This window comes from Bacillus sp. CCNWLW194 (assembly GCF_037120585.1).
GTDB classification, from domain to species: Bacteria; Bacillota; Bacilli; order Bacillales; family Bacillaceae_G; genus Bacillus_A; species Bacillus_A basilensis.
In genome coordinates this window covers 127,014-153,623 of sequence record NZ_JBBBBL010000010.1, presented here as the reverse complement: position 1 = coordinate 153,623, position 26,610 = coordinate 127,014, and the positions used below count along the sequence as shown (strand labels likewise).

Here is a 26,610-nt window from a genome sequence, read left to right as displayed (position 1 = left end):
ATAGCTGACGGATGCCCGTCAGCTATTTTTTTACCAAGGAAGGTATTTTTTCCACCAGCTTGCTTTTGTCTTTTCTCCACTGTTTTTTTCAAATTCCTCTTTATCGTCAACATGATCCATACAATATTCAGTCGGCTCTGTACCTTTTGCAAAATACATTTTCACTGAAATTGGACAATTTTTTGTAGCAATCTTACCGTTTTCAGGGTTAATATTCAACGCTACGACATCACTTGGCGGTTTGAACTCTTTTTTAGGTTGTCCATCTAATCCTTTTTCCATCGTATCGGTCCATATTTTTTTCGCATATCCTTGTTCTGCTACGTTTGAAATCGATTTAGGGTGATCGTATCCGACCCACACACCAGTTACAAGTTGAGGGGTAAACCCAATCATCCAACTATCTGTTTCTGTAGAACCAGACTTTCCGGCATATGTTCTTGATAATTTTGATAACATCGATTGGCCAGTTACAGCGGCATAACTACTTAGGTTTTTATTAAACATACCTGTCATCATTTCTTCCATGACAAACGTTTTGCTTTTATCGAGAACTTGTTTACTCTCCAGATGAGCATCGTATAATATGTTTCCTTCATGGTCCATAATGCGGCGAATAAAAATTGGTTTTACTTCTTTTCCACCGTTTGCGAACATGCTATAAGCATTCGCCATTTCAATTGGCTTTACAGGAGATGTGCCAAGAGCAAGAGACGGAACATCTTTTAATGCACTCGTAATTCCGAATTGTTTCGCTGTTTTTGTAAGGATATCTTCACCTAAAAACAAATTTGTTTTCACAGCATATATGTTATCGGAGACTGCAAGAGCTTGTGCCATCGTTACGAAATCATCTGCATAATAATCTTTATAGTTTTTTGGTTTATACTTTGAAACACCATCACCTAAAGTAAATACCGTGTATTCGCTTTTTAAGCGCGTAGCAGGGGTGAATCCTCGTTCTAGTGCCGCATAGTATAGAAATGGCTTAAATGTAGAACCAGGCTGACGAACGGCTTGTGTAGCCCTGTTAAATTGACTCTTATTATAATCGGTTCCTCCCACAAGGGCAGCTACTTCACCTGTTTTTGGATTCATAGAGACGAGAGCAGTTTGTATGTTTGTTGTTTCAGGTATGTGATCTTTTACAGCTTGCTCTGCAACCGATTGTAATTTAGGGTCTAGTGTTGTATAAATACGCAGGCCTCCCTTTTGTAAGGCTTGTTCATCTAATCCGATATCACGAAGAAGAGAAGCTTGTACAGCATCTTGGAAATAAGGTGCAATCTCTGCGACTTTTTTTGTATCCAATGAGGCAAAAGTTAATGGCTCTTTCTTTGCTGAAGTTGCTTGTTTCGTCGTAATATAACCTTGTTCTACCATTTCATCTAATATGAGAGATTGTCGTCCTTTCGCACGATCCTCTTTTAAAAAGGGAGAGTAGACACTAGGTCCTTTTGGGATTCCTGCGAGCATACTAGCCTCCGCTAATGTTAGTTCTTTTGCTGTTTTATCGAAATATAGACGAGACGCAGCTTCGATTCCATAAGCACCATGCCCGTAATAAATTGTATTTAAATATCCTTCTAAAATATGATTTTTATTATAGTTTACTTCAAGGCGGATTGTGTACATTGCTTCTAATAGTTTACGTTTCCACGTTTTATCATGATCTAAATACAGATTACGTGCGTATTGTTGTGTAATCGTACTAGCACCTTGGACTTTTGCCATCGCTTTTAAATCAGCAACAATGGCACCAGCAATACGCTTCATATCAAAGCCATGATGTTTGTAGAATCGTTGATCTTCGATAGATAGTGTCGCCTCTTTTACATAAGGAGAGATTTCATTGAGAGATACATTGTAGCGTTTTTGCATTTCATTACTTTGTCCTATAACAGTGTCATCATTAGTATAAAAGACACTTGTTTGCGGGACAGCAACAGGAGGAGGTCCCATAATTTTTGCAACTATAATAATAACAAAAAAGGAAAAAACGAAAAAAAGAACAGAAGAAAACATTACGGTGAAGAAAAGACGTTTATATTTTTTAAGTTTCGGATTCATAGTTTGATCCATCTTTTTCAGCCCCTCATTCATACAAACATTATTGTATTAGTATTGAGGGTTTTCGGTTATTTTAAACAATGAAATTTGGAAAACAAAAAGCTCCTTCAATTAAGAAAGGAGCTCAAAGGCGCGTGCTGGCCAATCAGTAATAATGACATCTACGCCATAATCAATCATAGTTTGTAAATCTTTGTATTCGTTAATTGTATACGGACGGAAAACGTATCCTTGTTTTTGTGCTAGTTGAACAAATTCTTTTGTTAGTAGTTGAAAGTTTGGATGTAAACCAGTTGCTTCTCTAGTTTTTGCTTCAGCGATAGGATCAGCAAGTGGTGTATCATATAAAATCGCTCTTGGGATTTCAGGAGCAATCTCTGCTAATAATGAAACAGATTCGTGGTTAAATGAGGAGAATACAATTTGATTCGATAGATGATATTCTCGAACAAGAGCCACAACTTTTTCTTCGATAATTGGATAGTGAATCACGTCTGTTTTTAATTCAATATTGAGTTGTAAGCTTGTTGTAGATAGCCAAATAAATACTTCTCGTAACGTTGGGATTTTTGCTTCCTGGAAAGAAGGGTCTTTATGGCTACCAGCATCTAAAGCTTGTAACTCCTCCACCGTTTTTTCGGAAACAAGTCCTATGCCATTTGTTGTACGATCGACTGTTTCGTCGTGAATTACGACAAGTTCACCATCTTTTGATAGGTGGACATCAAGCTCAATTCCATGAGCGCCAATGCGTTCAGCTTCTTGGAAGGCAATCATCGTATTTTCGGGATGTGTTCCTTTTACGCCGCGGTGAGCGAAAATAAGTGGTTTACTCATGTGAAATTCTCCTTATCATCTCTTTTCTTCCATTATGAAACTGCTTTAGAAAAAATACAATTTAATATGATAAACATTTACAAAAGTCTAACAGTTGCACAAAAGTTAACGTTAACGTAAAATGTAATAATCAAGTGAAGGGAGGAATAAACATGTATAAGATTGATGAAGTCACAAAGCAAGTTGGTTTAACAAAACGTACACTTCGTTATTATGAGGAAATTGGTTTAATTCATCCCCCTGAACGTAGTGAGGGGAACATTCGCCTGTATACAGATGAGGATATCGCAAGGATTAAAAGGATTGTGGAAGCGAAAGAAGTACTAGGAATTACGCTACAAGAAATGCAGCATTTCTTATCTTTAAAAGAAAGAATGGAACAGAGAAGAAATAGCGAGAATCCTCGTGATCGTGAAGTGATTCAAGAAATTAAAGAGATGCTTGAAAAACAAGTGCAAACGTTAGACGAGAAAATGGAGCAAATGCATCGTGTAAAGGCAGAACTTGAGGATAGCTTACATCGTGCAGTGACATTTTTAGAGAATACAAAAGGAGAGTAATCAAAATGGAGAGCAAACGAAAACTAGGGAGATTGATTACAGTGGTGGCTACCTTCCTTGCCTTTTCGGGTATAGGGGTAGTCGACCCAATTTTGCCGATTATTGCTGAAAAAATTGGTGCAACGCATTGGCAAGTAGAGATGTTATTTACGGCGTATATTTTAACGATGGCTATTATGATGTTACCAGCTGGGATATTTGCATCAAGATTTGGTGATAAACGAATGATGACAATTGGCCTTGCAATCGTAACTGTATTTGCGTTTATATGTGGTATATCACAAACGATTGCTCAATTATCTCTTTTCCGCGCTGGATGGGGATTAGGAAATGCTATGTTCTTCGCAACGGCGATGACATTATTGATTGCATTAAGTAAAGAAGTTCATGAAGCAGTAGGATTGTATGAAGCAGCTATTGGTTTAGGAATGGCAGGCGGGCCTTTATTAGGCGGTATATTAGGTGGACATTCTTGGCGTTATCCGTTTTTCGCAACGAGTATTTTAATTTTCTTAGCATTTATTTTAGTTTTCTTTTTTGTGAAAGAACCGGAGCGAAAAGTGAAACGTAAAGCGGCAGGTGTAGGGGAATTATTTAACCTGGTGAAGTATAAACCGTTTATGCAAGGTGCGATTTCAGGGATGTTATACTACTACGGATTTTTCGTTGTGTTAGCATATTCACCACTTATTATGCATTTATCTGCTATTCAATTAGGATTTGTATTTTGTGGATGGGGATTAGCGTTAGCCTACGGCTCTGCAATTTTAGCGCATAAGCTAGAAGGTAAATATGAGCCAAAAGCATTATTGAAAGGTAGTTTACTCGTATTTGCGATTTTCTTAATTGCACTATTCTTTGTGAAAATTATGTGGTTACAAATTGTATTAATTGTTCTATCAGGATTAGCATCAGGATTAAATAATGCATTATTTACAAGTTATGTAATGGATATTTCACCTTATGAAAGATCTGTTACATCAGGTGTTTATAACTTTGTTCGTTGGTTAGGAGGCGCAATTGCTCCGATTTTATCAGGAGTTATCGGTCATACTGTTTCACCACAAAGTCCATTTTTAGTAGGTGGAATTGTGGTGTTAATTGGTTGTATTATGATCCTAATTCCAATTCGTAAACCAGTAGAAGTAGAGACAAAAGCCCTTTCTTAAGAAAGGGTTTTCTTTATATGTATATGTTAGAACCCTCTGACTAAAATATATTTTCGGTATTTTTATACTTTTAGCTATACATTTTGGATGTTTTGTTTTATTTTTGTTAGGGGACATTAATGATGTCCCTATTATAAATTTGCATTGAAAGGCGTGATTGTACGATGGAACTATGGTTCACTGAAAAACAAACAAAACATTTTGGGATTACGGCGCGTATTAACCGCACATTACATACGGAGCAAACAGAATTCCAAAAACTTGATATGGTTGAAACGGAAGAGTTCGGAAACATGCTTATTTTAGATGGCATGGTTATGACAACAGAAAAAGATGAGTTCGTTTATCATGAAATGGTAGCGCACGTACCTTTATTTACACATCCAAACCCTGAAAACGTATTAGTTGTAGGTGGCGGCGATGGCGGTGTTATTCGTGAAGTGTTAAAGCACCCAAGCGTAAAGAAAGCAACTCTTGTTGAAATCGATGGAAAAGTAATTGAGTACTCTAAACAATACTTACCATCAATTGCAGGTGCATTAGATAATGAGCGTGTAGAAGTAAAAGTAGGAGATGGTTTCCTACACATCGCAGAAAGCGAAAATGAATATGACGTAATTATGGTAGATTCTACTGAGCCAGTAGGCCCAGCGGTAAATCTATTTACAAAAGGCTTCTACGCTGGAATTTCAAAAGCGTTAAAAGAAGACGGTATTTTCGTTGCACAAACGGACAACCCTTGGTTCACACCAGAACTAATTACAACTGTGTTTAAAGACGTAAAAGAGATCTTCCCAATTACTCGTTTATACACAGCGAACATTCCAACTTACCCAAGTGGTCTTTGGACATTCACAATTGGATCTAAAAAACATGATCCATTAGAAGTAAGTGAAGAGCGTTTCCACGAAATCGAAACGAAATACTACACAAAAGAATTACACAATGCAGCATTCGCATTACCGAAATTTGTTGGCGATCTAATTAAGTAAAAGAATCGTATGGAACAAATAAAGTGTAAGTAGCTCATTTAAGGTGTTTGTCCAGAAGACTTGAACATGCTAGCTATTTACACTTCTGTAAAGAAAATCGTCTTCTTATTGTAAAAAAGAAGACACTGGTAAATCGAGAAAGAGGAGCAGCTCGCTCCAAATTTGAGAAATAATGAAAGGTTGGGATACCTTAAGTTCCACATAAGGAGGAAAAGAATATGCGTTTTGATGAAGCTTATTCAGGTAAAGTATTTATTAAAAGTCATCCAAGTTTTGAAGAGTCAAAGGTAGTTATTTACGGGATGCCTATGGATTGGACAGTAAGTTACCGTCCAGGATCTCGCTTTGGCCCTGCACGTATTCGTGAAGTATCAATCGGTCTTGAAGAATATAGCCCATATTTAGATCGTGAACTAGAAGAGGTAAAATATTTTGATGCGGGTGATATCCCATTACCATTCGGAAACGCACAACGCAGCATAGATATGATTGAAGAGTATGTATCAGAACTTTTAGATGCCGATAAGTTTCCACTAGGTCTCGGCGGTGAGCACTTAGTGTCTTGGCCAATTTTTAAGGCAATGGCAAAAAAATATCCGGATTTAGCAATCATCCACATGGATGCTCATACTGATTTACGTGAATCGTATGAAGGGGAGCCTTTATCTCACTCTACACCAATTCGTAAAGTGTGCGATTTAATTGGTCCGGAAAACGTATATTCTTTCGGTATTCGTTCTGGAATGAAGGAAGAATTCGAATGGGCAAAAGAAGTAGGTATGAACTTATATAAATTTGACGTATTAGAACCGTTAAAAGAAGTATTACCGAAACTTGCAGGACGCCCAGTCTATGTCACAATTGACATTGACGTATTAGACCCAGCTCATGCTCCTGGAACAGGAACATTAGAAGCTGGAGGTATCACATCTAAAGAATTATTAGATTCCATCGTGGCAATTGCAAATTCAAATATAAATGTAGTTGGAGCAGACTTAGTAGAAGTAGCTCCGGTCTACGACCATAGTGATCAAACACCAGTCGCAGCAAGCAAATTCGTGCGGGAAATGCTGCTCGGTTGGGTGAAATAAAAGTGAAGCCGACTGTTTAGACCCGGTGACTAAAGTTCTTTCCTGCAAAAGGTGCTTTTTACTTCGAGGGAAGAAGTGAAGCCACTGATCATTCTAGCCGCTGTAGCTGGATAAAATAAGAGCCTCCTATATGATTAGGGGGCTCTTATTTTGTCGTTATGTGTCGGTAAGTCGATATATTAAAAAAATTGCTGATATAATTTCACTGGCTATCACACAACACAAAAAAGAGTTATCCTCAAACGATGAGAATAACTCTTTTTCTTATGCTACTTTCTCTTCCGAAGTAATGCCACGAATTTCATCAGCAGAACGAATTGGATATTTACGGAACAAGATTGATCCGATGTATCCAACAATCGTGGTAACGATTCCGCATAATACAGCAGCAATCGTTACTTTTACAACGTCATTAAATCCGAATAAGACAAGAAGTCCTGGGATTGGTGATGCTGTTCCTGGTGCATTATTAACGAGTTGGAACAGAGATGTAATAATACCAGCAAGTGCACCGCCAACAAAGTTTGTAGCATAGATTGGGATTGGATTTGCTGAAACAACATCGGCTTGTGTTAAAGGCTCGATTGCTACAGCGATTGTGTCTTTCTTTGAACAAATTTTTAATCGTTTAAAGAAAATAAAGTTCATTGGAGCTGAGGCTGCTACGGCAAGACTACCAATTGCCATTGGTAAACCTGTTAATCCAAGCATGGCAGTTAGTGCCATAGAACTCAGTGGAGAGGTAGAAATAACTGTGATTAATCCACCAAGCATAATGCCCATAATGATAGGACTTTCTGTAGTTGCAACTGAAATCATAGAGCCGATTTTACCGAGCGTTGCGTTCACGAGCGGATCCATAAGCATTGCCATTCCGCGTGAGATTGGTGCAGCAATAAATAAAATTGCTAAAAACTCTACACCAGCTGGTAATTTCTTTTCGAGAAATTTCACGACGAAAGCACAAACGTATCCAGCGAAAAATCCTGGTAAAATACCGAATCCACTAGTAGCGATACCGATTAAAACAGCATATACAGGTGAAACACCGATTGCTAGTGCGACTAAAATTGCCGCTGCGACACCACTCATACTACCAGAAGATTCTCCTACTGATTGTAGAAAGTCATTATGAAACATTTCTCCACCGATATAACGGTGAAATGCTTCAATAAGAAAACTTGCGATTGCTGCATTAGCTAAAGCACCCATTGCTTTCATTCCGTAAGGAGCACGGTAACTAAAAAGTGTAAATAGACAAAGTACAACAAGTAATAGTGCTAAACCTTGCAAGATAGCCATTTGAAAACTGTCTCCTTTGATTTTTGTAATAAAAATTTGTATCATTCAATAATAATATAAAAGTTCATGAAACGGAAAAAATTTTTATTGGGAAATTGCTATAAGGTGAAAATGCCTTACAATAATGTAAGGAAAGTGTAAGGTGTTTAGATAGAGTATAGTATGTCATTTTTCGTATAATACAAGTACGGATATATGACTAGGGAAAAAGAAGTGCAAACAGGAGGCGCATGTATGAAATTGGTAATTAAAGTTTTAGTTGTATTCGCCATCATTCTAGGTGGAACAGCGTACTATTTGAACACAAAAACAGAAGGTGTACATGCTTTTGTAGACAACTTCTTTTCAAATAAAGAAATACAAGATTATTATGCGGTTATAGATAAAGGTGAGAAAAAAGACGGAGATTACTTGTATACATTTAAAGGGTATACAGAAGACGGAAAGTTACAAGTTGTTAAAAGAATGATGAACCGTGAATTGCATACAGGGGCGTTTATAAAAATTTATGCAAAAGGTATGCAAGGAAAAGGGTGGGCTGAAATCCCAAAAGAGTCAATCCCACAAAAAGCGTTGCAAAAAATAGAAAAACCATAAAAGGAGCGACTTATTCGCTCCTTTTTTAGTGCGTTAAAATAGTGATAGATGTTTTTTCTTTGTTAGACATGATTTTTGCACGTCCACCAATTGGGAAAGTGAAAATTGGGGTTGTATGCCCAAAACTTGCGTTTGCAATGATAGGGATATGTGCAAGTTCAGGTTTTGAAGTAATCATTTCTTGAATGTCTTCTATCGCACATTCTGCACCTTTTTGCATCTTTCCTATAACGATGCCTTTTACGTAATCGAAATCTTGTTGCTGCATAAGGGAATGTAAATAACGATCAAAGGTTTTAAGAGTAGCTTTTCCAGTTAAGCTATCCTCCTCAAGAAATAAAATTTTATCCTGTAAATTTGGCATATATGGTGTACCTTGCAGTAAATTCAATGTGCTCATATTACCACCGATAATCTCTCCAGTTGCTTCGCCTTCGTGAATTGAGACGTATCCTTCATTTTTAATGAAATCTCGGTTTTCCTGATCTACATACCAAGAATCATCGCTCCATGTTTCAGATGGCAGGACTTCAATAGGCTCATTAGAAGTTAAGCATTTTAAAAAGTAATCGGTCGTATACTCGAGTCCTTTCTCCATTCCAAATGAAGAGAAATGGGGTCCTGAATATGTAACAAGTCCTGTTTTTGTGTAAATTGCATTATTTAAAGCGGTAATATCAGAATAGCCACAGAAAAACTTCGGATTTTCTCGAATTAGATCATAATCGAGATGCTTTAATAAACCATTAGAGTTGTATCCGCCAAGTGTCGTCAAAATGGCTTTTACATTAGGGTCTCCAAATGCCTCGTGGAAGTCTTGAACGCGTGAAGAAATAGAAGAGGAAGCAAATCGATCTATCTCATCAGCATATGTTGAGAATGTAACTTGAAAGCCCATGTCGGCTAATCTTTTTATAGCAAGATTTCTGTTTTCAGTTGAGACAATACTTAAACTACAAGATGGTGAAATAACTCTAATTTCATCACCTTTTTTCAATCTTGTTGGTAGCACATAACTCACCCCTTTAAATGAAAGAATATTTAGATTTAAAAAATATTTTATCATATGAAATAAAGTGAAAGTGAATTATTTTTTGAAATGGAGTTTTCCTGATTTTTCAGCAGACAGACAGAGGTTTTTTTTGATATGATAGGAAAAGTGATTTATTATATACATTATTTAATATCTATAACATTTGAAAGGTGTGCAAGACGTGGAGAAACAACTTGCAGGCTTGCCGGTACACGTTCATTTCGTAACAGAAATCCGTGAAGGGGCGAGGAAGGAAACCGTTGCTTTTGAAGCAAATGGTCAATACTATGTAAAAGGTCAAGGTACATATGTAACATTCCAAGAGCCGAACGAACAGGGCGAAGTGAAAACAATTATTAAAATTCAAGATGAACAAGTTCTCATTATGCGTTCAGGTGCTGTTTCAATGCGTCAAACGCATGTGAAAGGTGAATGGACAACTGGTACGTACACGAGTGAACTTGGTACGTTTGCATTGCAAACAAAGACTGATAACGTTCTTTTTAAATGGTCGGATGAAAAGAAAAAAGGACAACTCTTCTTAACGTACGCATTGCTTCTAAGTGAACAAGAAGCTGGCAGATATACAATTACACTTAATTTGAAGGAGGCAAAATGATGAATTCTTTAGAACAAGTAAAAGGATTGATTAAAGAAGAAATTCAAGCTGCTGTATTAAAAGCAGAATTAGCAACAGAAGAACAGATTCCAAACGTTGTATTAGAATCTCCAAAAGATAAAACAAATGGTGACTTCTCTACAAACATGGCAATGCAACTTGCACGCGTTGCGAAAAAAGCACCTCGTATGATTGCAGAAGAATTAGTTGCAAACTTCGATAAAGCAAAAGCTTCTATTGAAAAAATTGAAATCGCAGGTCCTGGTTTCATTAACTTCTACATGGATAATAGCTACTTAACAGACTTAATTCCAACAATCGTTAACGCTGGCGAAGCGTACGGTGAAACGAATACTGGTAAAGGTGAAAAAGTACAAATTGAGTTCGTATCTGCGAACCCAACAGGTGACCTTCACTTAGGACATGCACGTGGCGCAGCAGTAGGTGACACTCTATGTAACCTATTAGCAAAAGCAGGGTACGATGTATCTCGTGAGTACTATATTAATGACGCTGGTAACCAAATTCATAACTTAGCTCTTTCTGTTGAAGCTCGTTACATGCAAGCTTTAGGCCTAGAGAAAGAAATGCCAGAAGACGGATACCATGGTGCGGATATCATTGGAATCGGTAAGCGTTTAGCTGAAGAATTTGGCGATCGTTATGCAAAAGCTGATGCTGAAGAAAGCTATGAGTTCTATCGTTCATACGGTTTAAAATATGAATTAGCAAAACTTCAAAAAGACTTAGAAAGCTTCCGTGTTAAATTTGATGTATGGTTCTCAGAAACATCATTATACAAAAACGGAAAAATCGATCAAGCTCTTGCTGTATTAAAAGAGCGTGAAGAAATCTTTGAAGAAGACGGCGCAACTTGGTTCCGTTCAATGACTTACGGGGATGACAAAAACCGTGTATTAATTAAAAACGACGGTTCTTACACATACTTAACGCCAGATATCGCGTATCACCGTGATAAATTAGAGCGTGGTTTCGATAAGTTAATCAACATTTGGGGTGCTGACCACCATGGTTACATTCCTCGTATGAAAGCTGCTATTCAAGCGTTAGGTTACGATAAAGAAACACTTGAAGTAGAAATCATCCAAATGGTACAACTATACCAAAACGGTGAAAAAATGAAGATGAGTAAACGTACAGGTAAAGCAGTTACACTTCGTGAGCTTATGGAAGAAGTAGGCGTGGACGCAATGCGTTACTTCTTCGCAATGCGTAGCGGTGATTCACATTTAGACTTCGATATGGACTTAGCTGTATCAAAATCTAATGAAAACCCAGTATACTATGCACAATATGCTCATGCTCGTGTATGCAGTATCCTTCGTCAAGGTGAAGAGTTAGGATTAGCTACAGGCGGAGACGTGAACTACAAACTTGTTACTTCTGAGAAAGAAGTAGAGTTACTGAAAAAACTTGGTGAATTCCCAGCTGTAGTTGCGGATGCAGCACAAAAACGTCTGCCACACCGCATTACAAACTATGCATTTGAATTAGCTGCAGCACTACACAGCTTCTACAATGCAGAAAAAGTATTAAACCAAGATAACTTAGAATTAAGTAAAGCTCGTTACGAATTAATGAAAGCAGTACGCACTACACTTCAAAACGCATTAGCAATCGTAGGAGTATCTGCACCAGAAAAAATGTAATAAAGAAAAGCGGAGCCGACTGTTTAGTCCCGAAGGCTAAGGTTCTTTCCCACAGAAGATGCATTTTATCTTCTCGTGGGGAAGGTTCTTAGACAGAAGGGGCTAGGAGGCAGAGCTGGACATAAAGAAAAGCGGAAGCGGCTCGTTTAGAATAGGAGGGGGATGGAGCTCCTGACAGAGAGGCGTACTTTGCCTCGGAGGAAGGCGCGAAGCCACCGAGTATTCTAGCCGCTGGAGCTGGACAATAAAGAAAAGCGGAAGCGGACTTTCGTTTTTCAGTAAAAGGCAATCACACGATGTTGTGATTGCCTTTTTGTGTGGAGATAATAAAAAAATAAAATTTTATCAAACAAAAGGAGAATTTGCGTCGTCTTATATAAATGACAGGAGGTTTATGATGGAAGAAAAGGTAGAAGAATTAATTGATATATATAAGCAGCAAATATATTCCTTATGCTATAAGTTAGCGAAGACGAAAGAAGACGCGGAAGATATTTTTCAAGAGACGTGGATAAAAGTTTTTTCATCGCGGCACCAACTTTCTTACGTGGAGAATTATAAAAAGTGGATTACTACAATTTGTGTTCGTACGTTTTATGATTTTTATCGGAAAAAGAAAAGGTGGAAAGATCGTGTATTGGATTTATTTCATAAAGAAGATGGTGGAGAAATAGAGCATGCAGATGATGTGAATATATCAGAAGAATTGATTCAAAAAGTCGAAGCAGAAATGATACGAGAAGTTATACAGTTATTAAATGAAAAATATAAAACTGTGCTCGTACTCTACTACTATGAACAATATTCTTACAAAGAAATGAGTGAAATATTAAATATACCAATTGGTACGGTGAAATACCGCCTTAATTATGCAAAGGAGCAAATGCGAGAACATTTGGAGGGGTTCGTTTATGAAGGAAGATAAATTTGATCAAAAGATAAAAAGTAGTTTAGCGGGAGAGATGATTCCTAGCGAAGAGCTGATAAATAATACGAAGCAGGGCGTGCGAAAGGCTCAGAAGTTAGAGAAGAGATGGATGATTTGTATTCACGCCATTTGGATTGTTTTGTTAACAGTTGTTATAGAACAATTTGTTACTCATTTAGATAACAAAATTCCAATTATTATAGCAGTCGTTATTATGATGCACGTATACATTCCGATATATGTTGTAATACAGTCATTTTTAAAGAAGGAGTATAAATTACATGAAAGAGTTCGCTAATCCGTTTGTAATATTTGAAGTAGCTGGAGTGACAATGTTTTTAGCTTTTATAGCACTTTTAATATGTGTTGCATCATGGGTATATACAGATGCTAAAGCACATCAAATGAGTAAAGGATGGAGTGTTTTAGCGGTTATATTGCCATTCTTTATTGGGTTTTTATTATATATGGTGAGGAGAAGTAAAAAGAAAGTTGAAGGAGAATATAAGATGAATTTTGTTAAAAAACAGAAGGTAACATTAGTTGCGATATTGACAAGTACAATGTTTGTATTACTTAGTGGTTTTACTTTTGCGCAAACGTTAGATGATGCGTGGAGAGCAGGAGATATATATTTAGAAAATGAGAAGCAAGGGAAGACAAGTTACGAGGCAAAATTCTCATCATGGGATATTGCCGGTAAAGATATTGAACTTCAGTATGAAAAGGATACAGAAGTGACATTTTCTTATGAGACAGATGCAAAACGAGGGAACTTATGCTTTAGCGTATATGAAAGAAAAGGAGAAGGTATAAACGAATTAAAGGAAATTTGTGAATCGAAAAAAGGTACTTTTACAGTTACATTGAAAGCAAATGAAAAATATGTGTTTAATATAAGTGGTGTAATGGTGAAAGATGGATTTGTAAAAGTGTATTGGGAAGAGAAATAAAAGGGGCCCTGTAAAGGACCTCTTTTCTATTGAATAGTATAAGTAACAGAAAAGCTCACAGGACTGTAGTAAACGAAAGGTGCGTGAAATTGAACATACATATTTCCATCCGTTTTTGCAGTGAAAATACGGCCGTAACCATCAGAATAATGCCCAATAAGTTTATGATTTGAGTCATAAACACTGTAACTAGGAGTTTTACTGTTAGGTTGAATTGTTAACTCTTGTCCCTTTTGAAGGAAAATAGGTTCTTGTTCAGAACTACCTCCAGTTTGCAAAGAATAAAATTTTGTGAAGCTTTGTTCTTGAGCGGCAGCCGCAGCCTTTGTTTCAGGAATAAATGCGGTAGCACCAGTAATTCCTGCTAAAGTTAACGCACCAGCTAAAATCATTTTCTTCATAGTAGAAAAGCCTCCTTATTAGTTGTAATCGTTTTTGTTACAGTTAATATTGTATACGATAATGAGTAGGAAAAAATATGCTTTTATGCATATATATTTTTTCTCAATAAAAGACCACTGATTTTTATCAGTGGTCTTTTAAATGATTAAGCAGCTTTCTGTTCTGTTTGAGTAACAGGTTTTTGAATAGTGTTATAAACACCAGTTCCGATAACTTCTAGTGCCATTTTCATACGTTCAGGTGAAATATTCTCAAATACGTTATCTTGAGGTGTATGATATACCTTTTCGATATGATAGATTAATGGATTCCAACTATCGACACCCATCCAAATAAATAGAGCCGCAGGAATACCAACTTCAGCAAACGGTACGTGATCACTAGAGCCAAATTTTCCTTGCAGGACGAGGTCATTATTTAATTGTTTACTTGCTTGTAAGGCTGCGTCTGTTACAAGGTTTGGAGAACCGTTAGGCGTCATAGCATATAAATTCTTTGCTTTATCATAATTTGTTGCGACCATGTCTGCGTTAAAGACACCTAAGATTCGATCGCGTTCTTTTTGGGATAAACTATTAACGTAATAATCGGAGCCAAGTAAGCCAGTTTCCTCAGAACCAAAAGCAATAAAGCGAATTTCTTTATCAGTTTCTACATTTTGCAAAGCACGAGCTAATTCTAATACTAACCCTGTACCAGAAGCGTTATCGTTTGCTCCAGGTGCTCCAACGACACTATCATAGTGCGAGCTTACAACGACAGCTTTTTCATTACCTGTACTGTTTTTTGGTTTCTTTTTAGCAATGACGTTTAAAGATTTTAAATTAGATTCATGTCTCGCTTTTAGGGAAAGAATTGTTGTCCCTTTTTTAGCGATTTCTTCTTTAAATGCATTTCCTTGCGCATAAGCAAGACCGAAGACAGGGATAGATTGCTTTTTGGTTAGGCGAGGATTGAAAGTTTGTCCGTAGTTCCCACGGCCTCCAATTAAACTGTATAAAAGAACCCCTTTTGCTCCTTTGCTAACGGCGTTTTCAACTTGTTTATTGTAGTCAGCTATTGTTGTTCCTCTTTCAAATAGAACAATCTTTCCATTTACTTCATTAGGAATATCCTCTAATTTTGTCCCACCTTGAACAAAGATAAGAGGAGCTGTAACAGCTTCTGTAGAAATTAGTGCGTTAGGAGCAGCGCCAGCTTGCCAATTACGTTTTGTGGATAATGGAGATTCAATAAAGCCAACATACTGATCTGGAACTTGAAATGGCTGATATTCTACCTCGTAGCCCATTGATTTAAGCTGCATACCAACGTAGCGAGAAGCCCATTCTTCTGATTTTGTGCCACCAGGGCGAGGACCAATTGTTTCGGATAAGAAACGGATGTGTTCGATGGCGCGGCTTGCATCAACTTGTTTTGTGATAGGTGAAGTCTGTGTGATTTCAGACGTGGAATCAGCTTTAGCTTGTCCAATTGGAGCCAAGCTAACAGCAAGTGATACAGCAAGCAAAGAGCTTACTATTTTTTGTTTTAAAGATTTTTTCATTTTTTCCTCTCCTATTCTTCTATTCTCTCTGACTGACAAAAGAAGACGGATAACGACTTCATTTTACCTTTACATTTATTATTTTTCAATATTCTGACATTGAGAAATAAAAAAATACTATATGTATATTTGCATATTTTTGATGGAGATATGTATGCTATCATTTTAAATGAAGGTTCGCTTTCTGCTTGGAAAGCTCCTACATTGCATGAATCTAGTGTACCCAAACTTTAGATTATGTAGAGAAAAGAATCCACTGTAGGGTTTCTTTTCTCGTGTTTGAATCATGTGATGATAAATATGTTTCCGCATTTCATAATTATCATCAGTGATATATGTAAGGCATCCATATGAAAATACGAGGCTGTTCAAAGGTTTTCCGTACTTTTGGACAGCCTCACCCCGTTAAAAGAACGATACCCTATGTATCGTTCTTTTTTGCATAAAAAAACACCCAATCAAATGTTCATTTGATTGGGTGTGAAAAATTATTAATAATATTTTTTTCGTTTTGTAGCTAAAATACTTAACAATCCAGCTAGTAGAAGTACGATACCTACTGTTTGGATAGAATCTTTCTTATGACCTGTATTTGGAAGTTCTTTACCTGTATTTCGTTCATCTTGCTGTTTATTTACCTGTGTTTCAGGATTTTCGTTTTCTAGTCCTTCAGAAGTTCCTTTACCATGTGTTTCAGGATTTCCGTTTTCTAGTCCTTCAGAAGTTTCTTTACCATGTGTTTCAGGATTTCCGTTTTTTAGTTCTTCGGAAGTTTCTTTACCTGGTTTCTCTTCTTTATTAGGAGGAGTAATTGGTTTATTATCCCCACCTGATGAAGACTCAATCTTTTTATTTGAAACTGTAATTTGTAGTGGGGCAACTTGAGCTTTTTCAATTGTAAAGCTTATTGGTGATGCATCTAATTGATAGCCTTCAGGAGCTTTTGTTTCCACTAATTGATAATTACCAGGTTTCAAATCATTTACGATTAATTTACCATGCACGTCTGTTTTTAAGCCTTCTCGTACTACTTTTCCGTCTTGATCTAAAATATTGAAAATGGCCCCTTCAAGTGTTCCATGGTGATCAATATCAACTTTAGTTAACTCCATTGAACCTGTTGTTAAACTATTTAAAGCTGTAACAGAAGTAACTTGAGATTGTCCTTTCGTAATTTTGAAAGGAATTGGCTTAGTGCTTAAATCGTATCCAGTAGGAGCTTTCGTTTCAATAAACTGATAATCTCCTGGACGTAAATCAGAAACAGAAATTTTGCCATCTTTATCAGTAGTTAAATCAGAACGAACGTCGTTGCCGTTCATATCAACGATTTTAAAGATAGCCCCTTCAAGAGTAGAGCCGTCGATGTCGTCGACTTTAGTTAATTCAACAGCGCCTTTAGTCAAGCTATTCATAGCAGTAACAGAAGCTGTAGCCGTTTGACTCTTTTCAACGGTAAACTTGATAGGGTTTTGATTTAGATCGTAATGTTTCGGAGCCTTCGTTTCAATAAACTGATAGTCTCCCGGACGTAAATCAGAAACAGAAATTTTGCCATCTTTATCAGTAGTTAAATCAGAACGAACGTCGTTGCCGTTCATATCAACGATTTTAAATACAGCGTCTTTAAGAACAGAACCGTCGACATCGTCCACTTTAGAAAGTTCAACAGCGCCCGTTATTAAGCTATTTGTAGCAGTAACGGAAGCGATTTTTTCTTGTCCTTTTTTAACAGTGAATTTAATAGGTGTTTCGTTTAAGTCATAGTGATTAGGAGCTTTTGTTTCGATAAACTCATAGTCTCCTGGCGGTAATTCATCCACAACTAAACGGCCGTTTTTATCAGTAGTTAAATCAGTACGGACGTCGTGTCCATTCTTATTAACAATTTTAAATACCGCACCCTCAAGTGTTGTGTTTTCTTCAACATCATCAACTTTAATTAACTCCACACTACCTTTCGTTAAGCTGTTGGTAGCTGTAACGAAGACGTGTTTTGTTTGACTTCTTTCAATTGTGAACTTAATAGGATTTTCATTTAAGTCATAATGTTTCGGAGCTTTCGTTTCAATAAATTGATAGTCTCCAGGTTGTAAGTCTTTAGCGATGATTTTTCCGTCTTTATTGGTAACTAAATTTGTACGAATATCATTACCGTTCATATCAGTAATTTTAAATACAGCATCTTCTAGCGTTTCTTTCAAATCTAAAGAGTCAACTTTCGTTAATTCAACGCCACCCTTAGTTAAGCCATTTTTAGCAGTAACAGAAACGTGAGTTGGTTGGCTTTTCTCGATAGTGAAAGGAATCGGTGTTTTATTTAAATCATAATGTTTCGGAGCTTTCGTTTCAACGAATTGATAATCTCCTGGTCGTAAATTAGAAGCAGAAACTTTCCCGTCTTTATCAGTAGTTAAGTTCGTGCGAACAACTTTCCCTGTCGCATCAATGATGTTAAATACTGCATCAGAAAGTTTTGTATCTAGATTTATATCATCAACTTTAATTAATTCTACAGCACCTTCAATTAAGCTGTTCTTAGCAGTGACTTGTAACTTCTCTGCTTGGCTTTTCTCAATTGTAAATTTAATCGGTGTAGCATCTAGTTTATAGTGCTTAGGAGGTGTTGTTTCAATAAATTGATAGTCTCCAGGATGTAAATCAGGAATAGAAACTTTCCCTTTCGCATCTGTCGTAATGCCAATGCGAACGTCATTCCCGTTCATATCAACAATTTTAAATACAGCACCTTCAAGAGCTGTACCGTCGATATCATCCACTTTAGAAAGCTCTACAGCACCTTTTGTTAAACTATTTTTAGCAGTAACAGAAATCGGTTCAGCTTGTCCTTTTTCGATAGTGAAAGGAATTGGTTCTTTATTTAAATCGTAATGTTTTGGAGCCTTTGTCTCGATGAATTGATAATCACCCGGACGTAGGTCGTTAATTTCGATTTTTCCTTTACCATTTGTAACAAGGTCTTTATGAATTACAGTACCCTTCATATCAACAATGTTAAATACTGCGCCTTCAAGAGTAGTACCGTCGACGTCATCCACTTTAGAAAGTTCAACGCCACCTTTTGTTAAACTATTTTTCATAGTAACAGTAGCAATATCTTTTTGGCTTTTTTCAACTGTAACTATAATGGGCTTTTTGTCTAAATCATAATGTTTCGGAGCCGTTGTTTCGACAAATTGATACGTGCCAGGACGTAAATTTTCAACAACGATTTTTCCTTCATTATTTGTTTTTAAATCTGTTTTAAGCACTTTCCCGTTTTGGTCTAGTAAATTAAATACTGCATCAGAAAGTTTCATTTGATCGTTTAGATCATCTACTTTAATTAGTTCAATACTACCTTGTTGTAAGCTATTTTTAGCAGTTAAAGAAATAGCTTTCTTCTGTCCTTTTTCAATAGTGAAATCGATTGGTGTTTCATCTAAAACGTAATGCTTAGGAGCTTCTGTTTCGATGAATTGGTAATCACTAGGACGTAGGTCGTTAACTTCAATTTTCCCTTTACTATTTGTAACAAGGCCTTTATGAATTACAGTACCCTTCATATCAACGACGTTAAATACTGCGCCTTCAAGTTTAGTGCCATCGATGTCATCTACTTTAGAAAGTTCCACTGCACCTTTTGTTAGAGCGTTTTTAGCCGTAATATGAAGAGTTTCAGTTTGGCTTTTCTTAATTGTAAATTCAATCGGTTTTTTATTTAAATCGTAATGTTCAGGAGCAATTGTCTCAACGAATTGATACGTACCCGGACGTAGGTTTTCAACAACAATTTTTCCGTCATCATTTGTTTTTAAGCCTTCTTTAACTACCTCTCCGTCTGCATCTAATAAATCAAATACAGCATTAGCCAGCTTTGTATCAGTATCAATATCGTCAATTTTTGTTAATTCAACGCTACCTTTTTTCAAAGTATTTTTTCCTGTAACAGGAATCTTTTTCGTTTGGTTTCGTTCAATCTTAAATGGAATCGGATTCTCATCTAACACATAATGTTCAGGAGCAGCTGTTTCAATAAACTGATAGTCTCCTGGACGTAAATTAGAAACAGAAATTTCACCATTGTCATCTGTAATAAGGTTTGTGCGAACTTCTTTACCATCCATATCCACAATTTTAAATACTGCATTTTTCAGCATTGTACGATCGATGTCATCAATTTTTGTTAAAATGACGCCACCTTTCGTTAAGCTGTTAGTAGCGGTAACGTTAATATTTTCTTTTTGACTTTTTCCGATAGTGAACGGAATCGGATCTTTCCTTAAGTCATAGTATTTTGGGGCTTTTACTTCAATAAATTGATAGTCACCTGGACGTAAATCAGAAGCAGAAACTTTACCATGTTCATCGGTAGTTAATCCTTTACGAACTACCTTTGTCGTATCATGAGCATCAACAATTATAAATTCTGCGCCTTCAAGAGTAACGTCATCAATGTCATCAACTTTTGTTAAAGTAACGCCACCTGTAAGTAAACTATTTGTTACAGTGACAGGGACTGGAAGATCATCCTTGCTACCTTTTTTAATTGTGAACTTAATAGGTGTTTGATCTAATTTATAATGTTCAGGAGCAGCTGTTTCAATAAATTGATAATCTCCTGGTGCTAAATCAGGAATAACTATTACTCCGTAATCATCTGTTTTTAAATCTTTCGCAATTTCTTTACCAGTTGCGTCTTGTAATGTGAACACTGCGCCGGCAAGAGCGATACTACTTTCCACATCATCTTCTTTAATAAGTTTAACTTTTCCTTTCGTTAAACTATTTTTAAATGTAAGTGGAAGAAGTTTTTGTTGTCCTTTTTCGATTGTAAATTCAATAGGTTCTACATTTACATCGTAATAAGTTGGAGCCTTTGTTTCGATAAGTTTATAGTTACCGGGACGTAAGTCGTCAACAACTAGCATTCCGTTACTATTCGTAACAAGTTCCGTACGAGCATCTTCATTCGTATCTCTATTAACGATTTTAAATACTGCACCTTCAAGTGTTTCCTTTTCATCTGCAGCATTCACTTTTGTTAATTCAATACCGCCTTTTGTTAAGCTATTTTTAGCCGTAACAGTAATTGGTGAAGTTCCTTGACTTTCTTTAATCGTGAACTCGATAGGCTGTGTATTTTTATCGTAATACTTCGGTGCTGTTACTTCGATAAATTTATAATCGCCAGGGCGTAAACCAGTAGCGATAGCCTTACCATCTGCACCAGTTTTTACATTTTCGCGAATGACTTTCTTTTCATCATTAGCATCAACAATTTTAAATACAGCACCTTCAAGAGCTGTACCATCGATATCATCAACTTTCGTTAATTCAACATCTCCTGGTTTTAAAGCATTTTCAGCTTTCACAAGTAGAGTTTCTTTTTGACTTCTATTGATTGTAAATTCAATAGGTTCTGCTCGTAAAACGTAATGTTCAGGAGCAGCTGTTTCAATAAATTTATACGTACCAGGACGTAAATTACTAACTTTAAATTCCCCTTTTTTATCGGTAATTAAGTTAGTGTGAGGGGGAACTTCATTATTATTAGCATCGACAAGTTTGAATACAGCACCTTCTAGCGGCTTTTTCTCACCAAACTCATCAACTTTTAATAATTCCACTTCTCCGGTTTTTAAACTGTTTGTTGCTGTAACAGTAGCAAAAGACTGTTGGCTTTTATCGATTGTAAACTCGATAGGATTTGCATTTAACACATAATCCTTAGGAGATTCTGTTTCAATAAATTTATACGTGCCAGGCTCTAAGTCTTTAACAGTTACTTTACCATCCGCACCAGTTTTTACATTTTCGCGAATGACTTTCTTTTCATCATTAGCATCAACAATTTTAAATACAGCACCTTCAAGAGCTGTACCGTCGATATCATCAGTTTTTGTTAAAGTGACGCCACCTTTAATGAGGTGATTCGTCGCAGTAACAGTAACTGCTTTCTTTTGACTTTTTACAATTGTAAACTCAATTGGTTTTTTATCTATGTCGTAATCTTTAGGTGCTTTTTCTTCAACAAATCGATAGTCCCCAGGACGTAAATCTTTTGCTTCAATTTGTCCTTGATCATTTGTCGCTAATTTTTCATATCCACGAATTACATTGTTATATTGATCTCGTACACTGAACTCCGCACCTGCTAAAGTTTTTCCGTCTTTATCGACTTTTGTTAAAATGGCCGATCCTGGAATCAAGCTGTTTGTTGCAGTTCGGTTTATTACAGTCGTTTGATCTTCTTTGATTGTAAATTTAATAAGTGTACTTTCTAATTTATAATGCTCAGGAGCAGTTGTTTCTTGTAAATAGTAAGTTCCTGGCTTTAAATTATCTATAGTAATTTGTCCTTTGTTATTTGTTGTTAATTTTTCGTGTTCTGAAATTATTTTTTTGTCTTTATCAAGTAGTGTGAAAACGGCACCTTGCAGTGTTACGTTTTTATTCAGGTCATCAGACTTTGTTAAAACTACTTTACCGACAAATTTCTTATTTACAAGTTTATATGTTGTAGTCTCTTGTGAACCAAGTTCAACAATTTTTCCCTGTTTTAAATCCCAGCTAATTACATAGCCCTCAGGAGCTTTTGTTTCTTTTAATAAATATTTATCACGCTTTAAGTTATTAAACTTAGCAATACCATCTTTGTCTGTTGTTATTTCACGGATAACGGTTTTTCCTGTACGATCGTATAAAGTAAATTCTGCCCCGGACAATGGTACTTTCTTATTGTCGTTATCTACCTTTATAATTTCAAGGTTTCCGCGCCCTTTAGTAGCAGATCCTCCACCCGAACCGGAAGACATTCTCACCTCAATCGTTTCAACAGTTTCTGTATTTTTAACTGTTAACTGATTGCCAGCGATTTTTGCTTTATTACTCACTTTTTCTTTATCGTCTGCATTAATAAGTGAGCGATATTCTAAAATATAAGCTCGATCAATTTTCTTCAAGAAAGCAATTTCAAAATGTTGCTTTCCAGTATTATTGTCTGTTGTGATCGTTAACTTATAGTCTGTTCCTTGTTTTAATTCATTTGCTGTATCTTTTGTTAAATTTCCATATGGATCAACAGTTGTAGGGTATAAGTGGAATGAATCTGCCACAAGTACCTGATTGTCTGTTGGATCGTCTGTTACAACTGCGTCTGCAATGGTGGATTGGCTTTCGTTAATTGCAATACTCCAATTAATATAGTTGTCGTCTTGCACAGCTTTTTTAGTAACGAAGCTGCCACCTTTATTTACTTGAGCGTCACCTTTAAGAGTATTTACAATTTTAGAGCCATCTTTTAACTCTGCCTCGTTTTTGTAGGTGCCTTGGATAAGTTCACCATCGAGGCTTGTTTTAAAGATAATATAGTAAGGTGAATTAATTGATTGTTTGAAATGAACCTGTAGGGTGTTTTTATTTTTATCTGTAGGTTCTTCAAGCTCATACTGCTCAATTGGTACTGCATCACCAGGTCTTGCATTATCCGGGCTTCCATTTAAAATCATATGGCGCACTTCAATGGATCCTGGTACTAACTTTTGTTTATCTTGTATTACGTCTATAACATATGGATCTTTAATCTCAACATTATTATAATTAAAACCTATTATCCAAGTGATTTCTTTCGTTTGGGCGTTATAAGAACCATATTTATATCCATTCGCCTTTGTGAAAGTATCAGGATCAAAGTCCGCTTCAACTTTATTTGATTGTGGATTGGACCCTGCGTCTATCCAAGATAGATTACCTGTATTTTTAAATGAAGTTTCACCACTTTCTAATTTTGTATAGTCAAAGTCTGTCGTATATTTTACGACTAATGTCTTTGTCATATTAGACTGATATGTATCTATAAGGGTAATTGTGAAACCTTTATCTGTTACATCTAAAACATAATCAGTCCCAGCTTGAAGGGTATAATCTCCATCTTTAATTTCTAGTTTTTTATCTTTTAATTGTAATCCACCATGGTCAAAGGTATCCGTAATGATCGCGTTGTTTAATGGATAGTTGTTATTATTTACCGTAATTGTCCAGGTTGTTGTTTTGTCTTTATAATTTGTTTCAGCTTTATTATTAGATTTAATAATATTTTGCTGCTGGAAGCCAGCCTCATTTTCTTTACTTGAGCCATTATCAGCTGTAACTGTATTCTTTATTTTTCCATCTTTTATGACATTATTAGTTGGCTTTGTTTTATAGGTAATTACATAAGCACTATTAATATCTTCATTAAACTGTAAATCGAATCCATTCTTCTTGTTACTTACAGTGTAATTATTAACAGCATCTCCTGTTACAAGCCTTCCTTTATCATCGTATGAAGCGTTTTTCACAATGATAGAATTTACATCTAGTTCATGTGTATCGTCAAAAATATCTTTTAAAAGTGCATCTGTTTTTTTGATATTTCTTTGATCACCGTTGTAAGTAATTGTCCATTCAATTATTTGGGTCTTTGGATCATATTTACTTGTTTTGTTTAAATGTGTACCACGAGAGACTGTTACAGTAGAGCTTGCTTTTTGTTGCTCTTGATTATCACTCGTTATCGTAACGTTATTATGGAAGCTATTTACGTTTTCATCAGTGATTTTTGTGACATATTCGATTTGATATGCTTCTTTAATAGAATCTTTAAAAGCAATCTCCAATTTTGAACCATCTGATGAAATAATTTTGTAATCTGCTGGATCAGCTTCTTTACCACGTGTTGCGTTCCCGTTAACATCAACTTCTAAATAATAAACTTTAATAGAATCCTTATTTAAACTTGTACCTTGTGGGATGTTATCTTTAAAAACAGCGTTTTTAAGAGTGTCTTTCGTTTTGTTCATCTCTACTGTCCAATTAATTTCATTTGTATTAATTGGTCTATCAGGTAACCCTTTTTTATTCGTAGTTGTTTGTACATTAGGCTTAAAGTCAACTGTAATAGAAACATCTTTATCTTTAATTGGGAAAGGAATTTCTTGTGTTGTTGTACCTTTAATTTCAGCTTTATTAAATTCTGTTTTTAATTGTAGGTTACCAACAACATCTGGATGTTCCTCAACATAATCGTTGAATGTCATCGTGACTTTTCCATCTTTTGTAACGGTGAAATTACCAATTGGATTGTTTTCACTATCGTATAAAGGACTGTTAATCGTATTGTAAATCTTAAAGTGTTTAGGAAGATCAAAAATATAGTAATCTCCGCTTTTCACATTCATTGATTTTAAAAGTTCCCATGTAAACTCAATATTGGCAGGGGAATCTGTACTTGGACGGTTATCCTTTGTAAATGGTTTTCCGTCTTTGTCCGTCAACTTTACACCCGTTAAAATGTTTGTTGTTATTTGCTTTGGACCTGAATTTGTATTCTCAGCAGGATCGCTTGCTAGCTTTTGTTCTGGATTGTCAGTAGCAGATTTAGTTGCTGGGTTTTGTTCTGGATCATCAGTAGCAGGTTTGGTTACTGAATCTTGCTTAGGATTATCAGTAACAGGTTTAGTTACTGGATTTTGTTCCGGATCGTCAGTAGCAAGTTTAGTTGCTGAATCTTGCTCAGAATTATCAGTAACAGGTTTAGTTACTGGATTTTGTTCCGGATCGTCAGTAGCAGGTTTAGTTGCTGAATCTTGCTCAGGATTATCGGTAACAGGTTTAGCTACTCGATCTTGCACTTGTTTATTAGAATCCTGTTTGGTGCCATCTTCTTTAGAATCTTCTACTTGAATAGGAACTGTTATAGGCTGAACCAGTGTTCCTAAAGGAAAAGCGATTTGAACTGATTTTTCTTCAGTTTTTAAAGTTGGGTTAAACACAGTATCAATTTTAATTTTTCCTTTAGTATCTTTAGAATTTTCTACTTGATCATTAAATATTAGTTTTAATTTATTATCTTTAGCTGTTATAAAATATTGACCAATATTTTTTTGATCTGTTACTAAATCTCCTTGCACATCTTTAGATACTTTTAATGCAAGTGGTATTTGAATTACTGCTGTATCGTTTGCATGTACAACTTGTTGATCCTTTATTGACCAAGCATATTCTACTTGAATAGTTGATCCTATCTTTATTAAGTTGTTAGGATTTTTTGCTTCGTCAATAATATGATCCGTTGCATCTTTCATTTCAACAGTGTCAAATAATGAATTCCCCGTTAAGGTTTCCGCTTTTACTTGATTGTATGGGAAACTAGCAAGCTGCGAAAATAGTACAAATACAATTAAACATATATTGAAAAGTTTTTTCATTGTGCCTCCTTTATGAATCCTTTTATTGCATAAAAATGCTTTGTGAAGGGATTGTTTGTCATGGATCAATGTGCTTTACGTAATGCCTCCTTTACTACGTATACTCTCTAGGAAAGGTGTTCATATTCGATGCTTTGTAACGTAAAATAAATGCATATTCTAATAATATAGGGAGTGAATATACAAATTTCGACAAAAAATGTCGAATGGAATACTGATAAGGAATGATATCAGACCTTTATAGGATGTGACTTGTTATGTGGTTCTTTATAAAATAGGTACACACAAAAAATATGCAGTAAAATACTTAAACTATTTTATAATGATTTGTATTCTTGCAATGTGCAAAGAATCGTTATAAAGGATCGTTTTACGATACATGCTAACCAAAATAATGTATCCTGTTGTAAAAAATTCTTTCATATTGAGGTAGTAATAAAATGTAGCTTGAATTTGGTCAGGATGAAGAAAATATGTACTGCCTAAAAGAGTATACAATTCGTAGATTAAAGCGAAGATAGCGTTTTATGATAAATAGAACGCATTACTTTAATCGATGCTGTTAAATAAAAAAAGAAGGTACTCCCTTGA

Annotated in this window: 17 protein-coding genes; 10 read left to right on the top strand and 7 right to left on the bottom strand. The window is 35.9% G+C overall.

The annotated features are described in order from the left end of the window. Positions 1-30: 30 nt before the first annotated feature. Both V7S50_RS22170 and V7S50_RS22165 read right to left on the bottom strand, forming a co-directional pair. The gene (locus V7S50_RS22170) at positions 31-2,082 is read right to left on the bottom strand and encodes a transglycosylase domain-containing protein (protein ID WP_242254151.1); all 2,052 of its coding nucleotides are present in this window, start codon (positions 2,080-2,082) and stop codon (positions 31-33) included. A gap of 99 nt (positions 2,083-2,181) precedes the next feature. Next, positions 2,182-2,907, bottom strand: coding sequence for a glycerophosphodiester phosphodiesterase (locus tag V7S50_RS22165; protein ID WP_242254153.1), 726 nt, complete (start codon positions 2,905-2,907; stop codon positions 2,182-2,184). Between the two features lie 152 nt (positions 2,908-3,059). Between V7S50_RS22165 and V7S50_RS22160 the strand changes: the two genes are divergently transcribed. The 4 genes from V7S50_RS22160 to speB all read left to right on the top strand — a co-directional run bounded on the left by V7S50_RS22160 (position 3,060) and on the right by speB (position 6,719). Then, positions 3,060-3,467, top strand: a complete 408-nt coding sequence (locus V7S50_RS22160) for a MerR family transcriptional regulator (protein WP_242254155.1) — start codon at positions 3,060-3,062, stop codon at positions 3,465-3,467. 5 nt (positions 3,468-3,472) lie between these two features. Continuing rightward, a complete protein-coding gene (locus V7S50_RS22155; RefSeq protein WP_242254157.1) occupies positions 3,473-4,636 on the top strand; it encodes an MFS transporter in 1,164 nt (387 codons plus the stop codon). A gap of 164 nt (positions 4,637-4,800) precedes the next feature. Beyond that, positions 4,801-5,628, top strand: coding sequence for a polyamine aminopropyltransferase (speE, locus tag V7S50_RS22150; protein WP_000424696.1), 828 nt, complete (start codon positions 4,801-4,803; stop codon positions 5,626-5,628). Between the two features lie 218 nt (positions 5,629-5,846). Further along, positions 5,847-6,719, top strand: coding sequence for an agmatinase (speB, locus tag V7S50_RS22145; protein ID WP_063223915.1), 873 nt, complete (start codon positions 5,847-5,849; stop codon positions 6,717-6,719). A gap of 264 nt (positions 6,720-6,983) precedes the next feature. On the opposite strand, the gene V7S50_RS22140 is transcribed toward speB, so the two are convergent. Further along, positions 6,984-8,021, bottom strand: a complete 1,038-nt coding sequence (locus V7S50_RS22140; protein WP_242254159.1) for a PTS sugar transporter subunit IIC — start codon at positions 8,019-8,021, stop codon at positions 6,984-6,986. Between the two features lie 234 nt (positions 8,022-8,255). On the opposite strand from V7S50_RS22140, the gene V7S50_RS22135 reads away from it, so the two are divergent. Next, a complete protein-coding gene (locus V7S50_RS22135; RefSeq protein WP_063223913.1) occupies positions 8,256-8,618 on the top strand; it encodes a YxeA family protein in 363 nt (120 codons plus the stop codon). 25 nt (positions 8,619-8,643) lie between these two features. On the opposite strand, the gene V7S50_RS22130 is transcribed toward V7S50_RS22135, so the two are convergent. Next, a complete protein-coding gene (locus tag V7S50_RS22130) occupies positions 8,644-9,630 on the bottom strand; it encodes a S66 family peptidase (protein ID WP_242254160.1) in 987 nt (328 codons plus the stop codon). 202 nt (positions 9,631-9,832) lie between these two features. Here V7S50_RS22130 and V7S50_RS22125 point away from each other — a divergent pair, with 202 nt between their 5' ends. The 5 genes from V7S50_RS22125 (at position 9,833) to V7S50_RS22105 (ending at position 13,821) form a co-directional block, all read left to right on the top strand. Continuing rightward, entirely contained in the window at positions 9,833-10,270 is a 438-nt protein-coding gene (locus V7S50_RS22125; RefSeq protein ID WP_000414868.1) for a DUF1934 domain-containing protein, read from the top strand. Further along, complete coding sequence (argS, locus tag V7S50_RS22120) at positions 10,270-11,940, top strand: arginine--tRNA ligase (RefSeq protein WP_098556248.1); 1,671 nt, start codon at positions 10,270-10,272, stop codon at positions 11,938-11,940. Before V7S50_RS22125 ends, argS begins: the two co-directional genes overlap by 1 nt. A 397-nt stretch (positions 11,941-12,337) precedes the next feature. Continuing rightward, positions 12,338-12,865: an RNA polymerase sigma factor gene (locus tag V7S50_RS22115; RefSeq protein ID WP_242254162.1), complete on the top strand. Its 528-nt coding sequence runs from the start codon at positions 12,338-12,340 to the stop codon at positions 12,863-12,865. Continuing rightward, entirely contained in the window at positions 12,852-13,166 is a 315-nt protein-coding gene (locus tag V7S50_RS22110; protein ID WP_242254164.1) for an anti-sigma factor, read from the top strand. The genes V7S50_RS22115 and V7S50_RS22110 overlap by 14 nt, the downstream gene beginning before the upstream one ends. Then, positions 13,150-13,821 (top strand): anti-sigma factor, encoded by a 672-nt coding sequence (locus V7S50_RS22105; protein ID WP_242254166.1) that lies wholly within the window; start codon positions 13,150-13,152, stop codon positions 13,819-13,821. The genes V7S50_RS22110 and V7S50_RS22105 overlap by 17 nt, the downstream gene beginning before the upstream one ends. A gap of 26 nt (positions 13,822-13,847) precedes the next feature. On the opposite strand, the gene V7S50_RS22100 is transcribed toward V7S50_RS22105, so the two are convergent. The 3 genes from V7S50_RS22100 to V7S50_RS22090 all read right to left on the bottom strand — a co-directional run bounded on the left by V7S50_RS22100 (position 13,848) and on the right by V7S50_RS22090 (position 26,019). Continuing rightward, positions 13,848-14,222 (bottom strand): hypothetical protein, encoded by a 375-nt coding sequence (locus V7S50_RS22100; RefSeq protein WP_242254168.1) that lies wholly within the window; start codon positions 14,220-14,222, stop codon positions 13,848-13,850. Positions 14,223-14,368: 146 nt separating this feature from the next. Continuing rightward, the gene (locus tag V7S50_RS22095; RefSeq protein WP_242254170.1) at positions 14,369-15,769 is read right to left on the bottom strand and encodes a M28 family metallopeptidase; all 1,401 of its coding nucleotides are present in this window, start codon (positions 15,767-15,769) and stop codon (positions 14,369-14,371) included. A gap of 491 nt (positions 15,770-16,260) precedes the next feature. After that, positions 16,261-26,019, bottom strand: a complete 9,759-nt coding sequence (locus V7S50_RS22090) for a SpaA isopeptide-forming pilin-related protein (RefSeq protein ID WP_242254180.1) — start codon at positions 26,017-26,019, stop codon at positions 16,261-16,263. Positions 26,020-26,610: the final 591 nt, after the last annotated feature.

What these genes read in the sequence shown, in the direction of transcription:
- argS (WP_098556248.1), top strand. Translation starts at nt 10,270, where the DNA reads ATGAATTCTTTAGAACAAGTAAAAGGATTGATTAAAGAAGAAATTCAA.
- V7S50_RS22095 (WP_242254170.1), bottom strand. Translation starts at nt 15,769, where the DNA reads ATGAAAAAATCTTTAAAACAAAAAATAGTAAGCTCTTTGCTTGCTGTA.
- V7S50_RS22155 (WP_242254157.1), top strand. Translation starts at nt 3,473, where the DNA reads ATGGAGAGCAAACGAAAACTAGGGAGATTGATTACAGTGGTGGCTACC.
- V7S50_RS22105 (WP_242254166.1), top strand. Translation starts at nt 13,150, where the DNA reads ATGAAAGAGTTCGCTAATCCGTTTGTAATATTTGAAGTAGCTGGAGTG.
- V7S50_RS22165 (WP_242254153.1), bottom strand. Translation starts at nt 2,907, where the DNA reads ATGAGTAAACCACTTATTTTCGCTCACCGCGGCGTAAAAGGAACACAT.
- V7S50_RS22110 (WP_242254164.1), top strand. Translation starts at nt 12,852, where the DNA reads ATGAAGGAAGATAAATTTGATCAAAAGATAAAAAGTAGTTTAGCGGGA.
- V7S50_RS22160 (WP_242254155.1), top strand. Translation starts at nt 3,060, where the DNA reads ATGTATAAGATTGATGAAGTCACAAAGCAAGTTGGTTTAACAAAACGT.
- speE (WP_000424696.1), top strand. Translation starts at nt 4,801, where the DNA reads ATGGAACTATGGTTCACTGAAAAACAAACAAAACATTTTGGGATTACG.
- V7S50_RS22135 (WP_063223913.1), top strand. Translation starts at nt 8,256, where the DNA reads ATGAAATTGGTAATTAAAGTTTTAGTTGTATTCGCCATCATTCTAGGT.
- V7S50_RS22140 (WP_242254159.1), bottom strand. Translation starts at nt 8,021, where the DNA reads ATGGCTATCTTGCAAGGTTTAGCACTATTACTTGTTGTACTTTGTCTA.
- V7S50_RS22100 (WP_242254168.1), bottom strand. Translation starts at nt 14,222, where the DNA reads ATGAAGAAAATGATTTTAGCTGGTGCGTTAACTTTAGCAGGAATTACT.
- V7S50_RS22170 (WP_242254151.1), bottom strand. Translation starts at nt 2,082, where the DNA reads ATGGATCAAACTATGAATCCGAAACTTAAAAAATATAAACGTCTTTTC.
- V7S50_RS22090 (WP_242254180.1), bottom strand. Translation starts at nt 26,019, where the DNA reads ATGAAAAAACTTTTCAATATATGTTTAATTGTATTTGTACTATTTTCG.
- speB (WP_063223915.1), top strand. Translation starts at nt 5,847, where the DNA reads ATGCGTTTTGATGAAGCTTATTCAGGTAAAGTATTTATTAAAAGTCAT.
- V7S50_RS22115 (WP_242254162.1), top strand. Translation starts at nt 12,338, where the DNA reads ATGGAAGAAAAGGTAGAAGAATTAATTGATATATATAAGCAGCAAATA.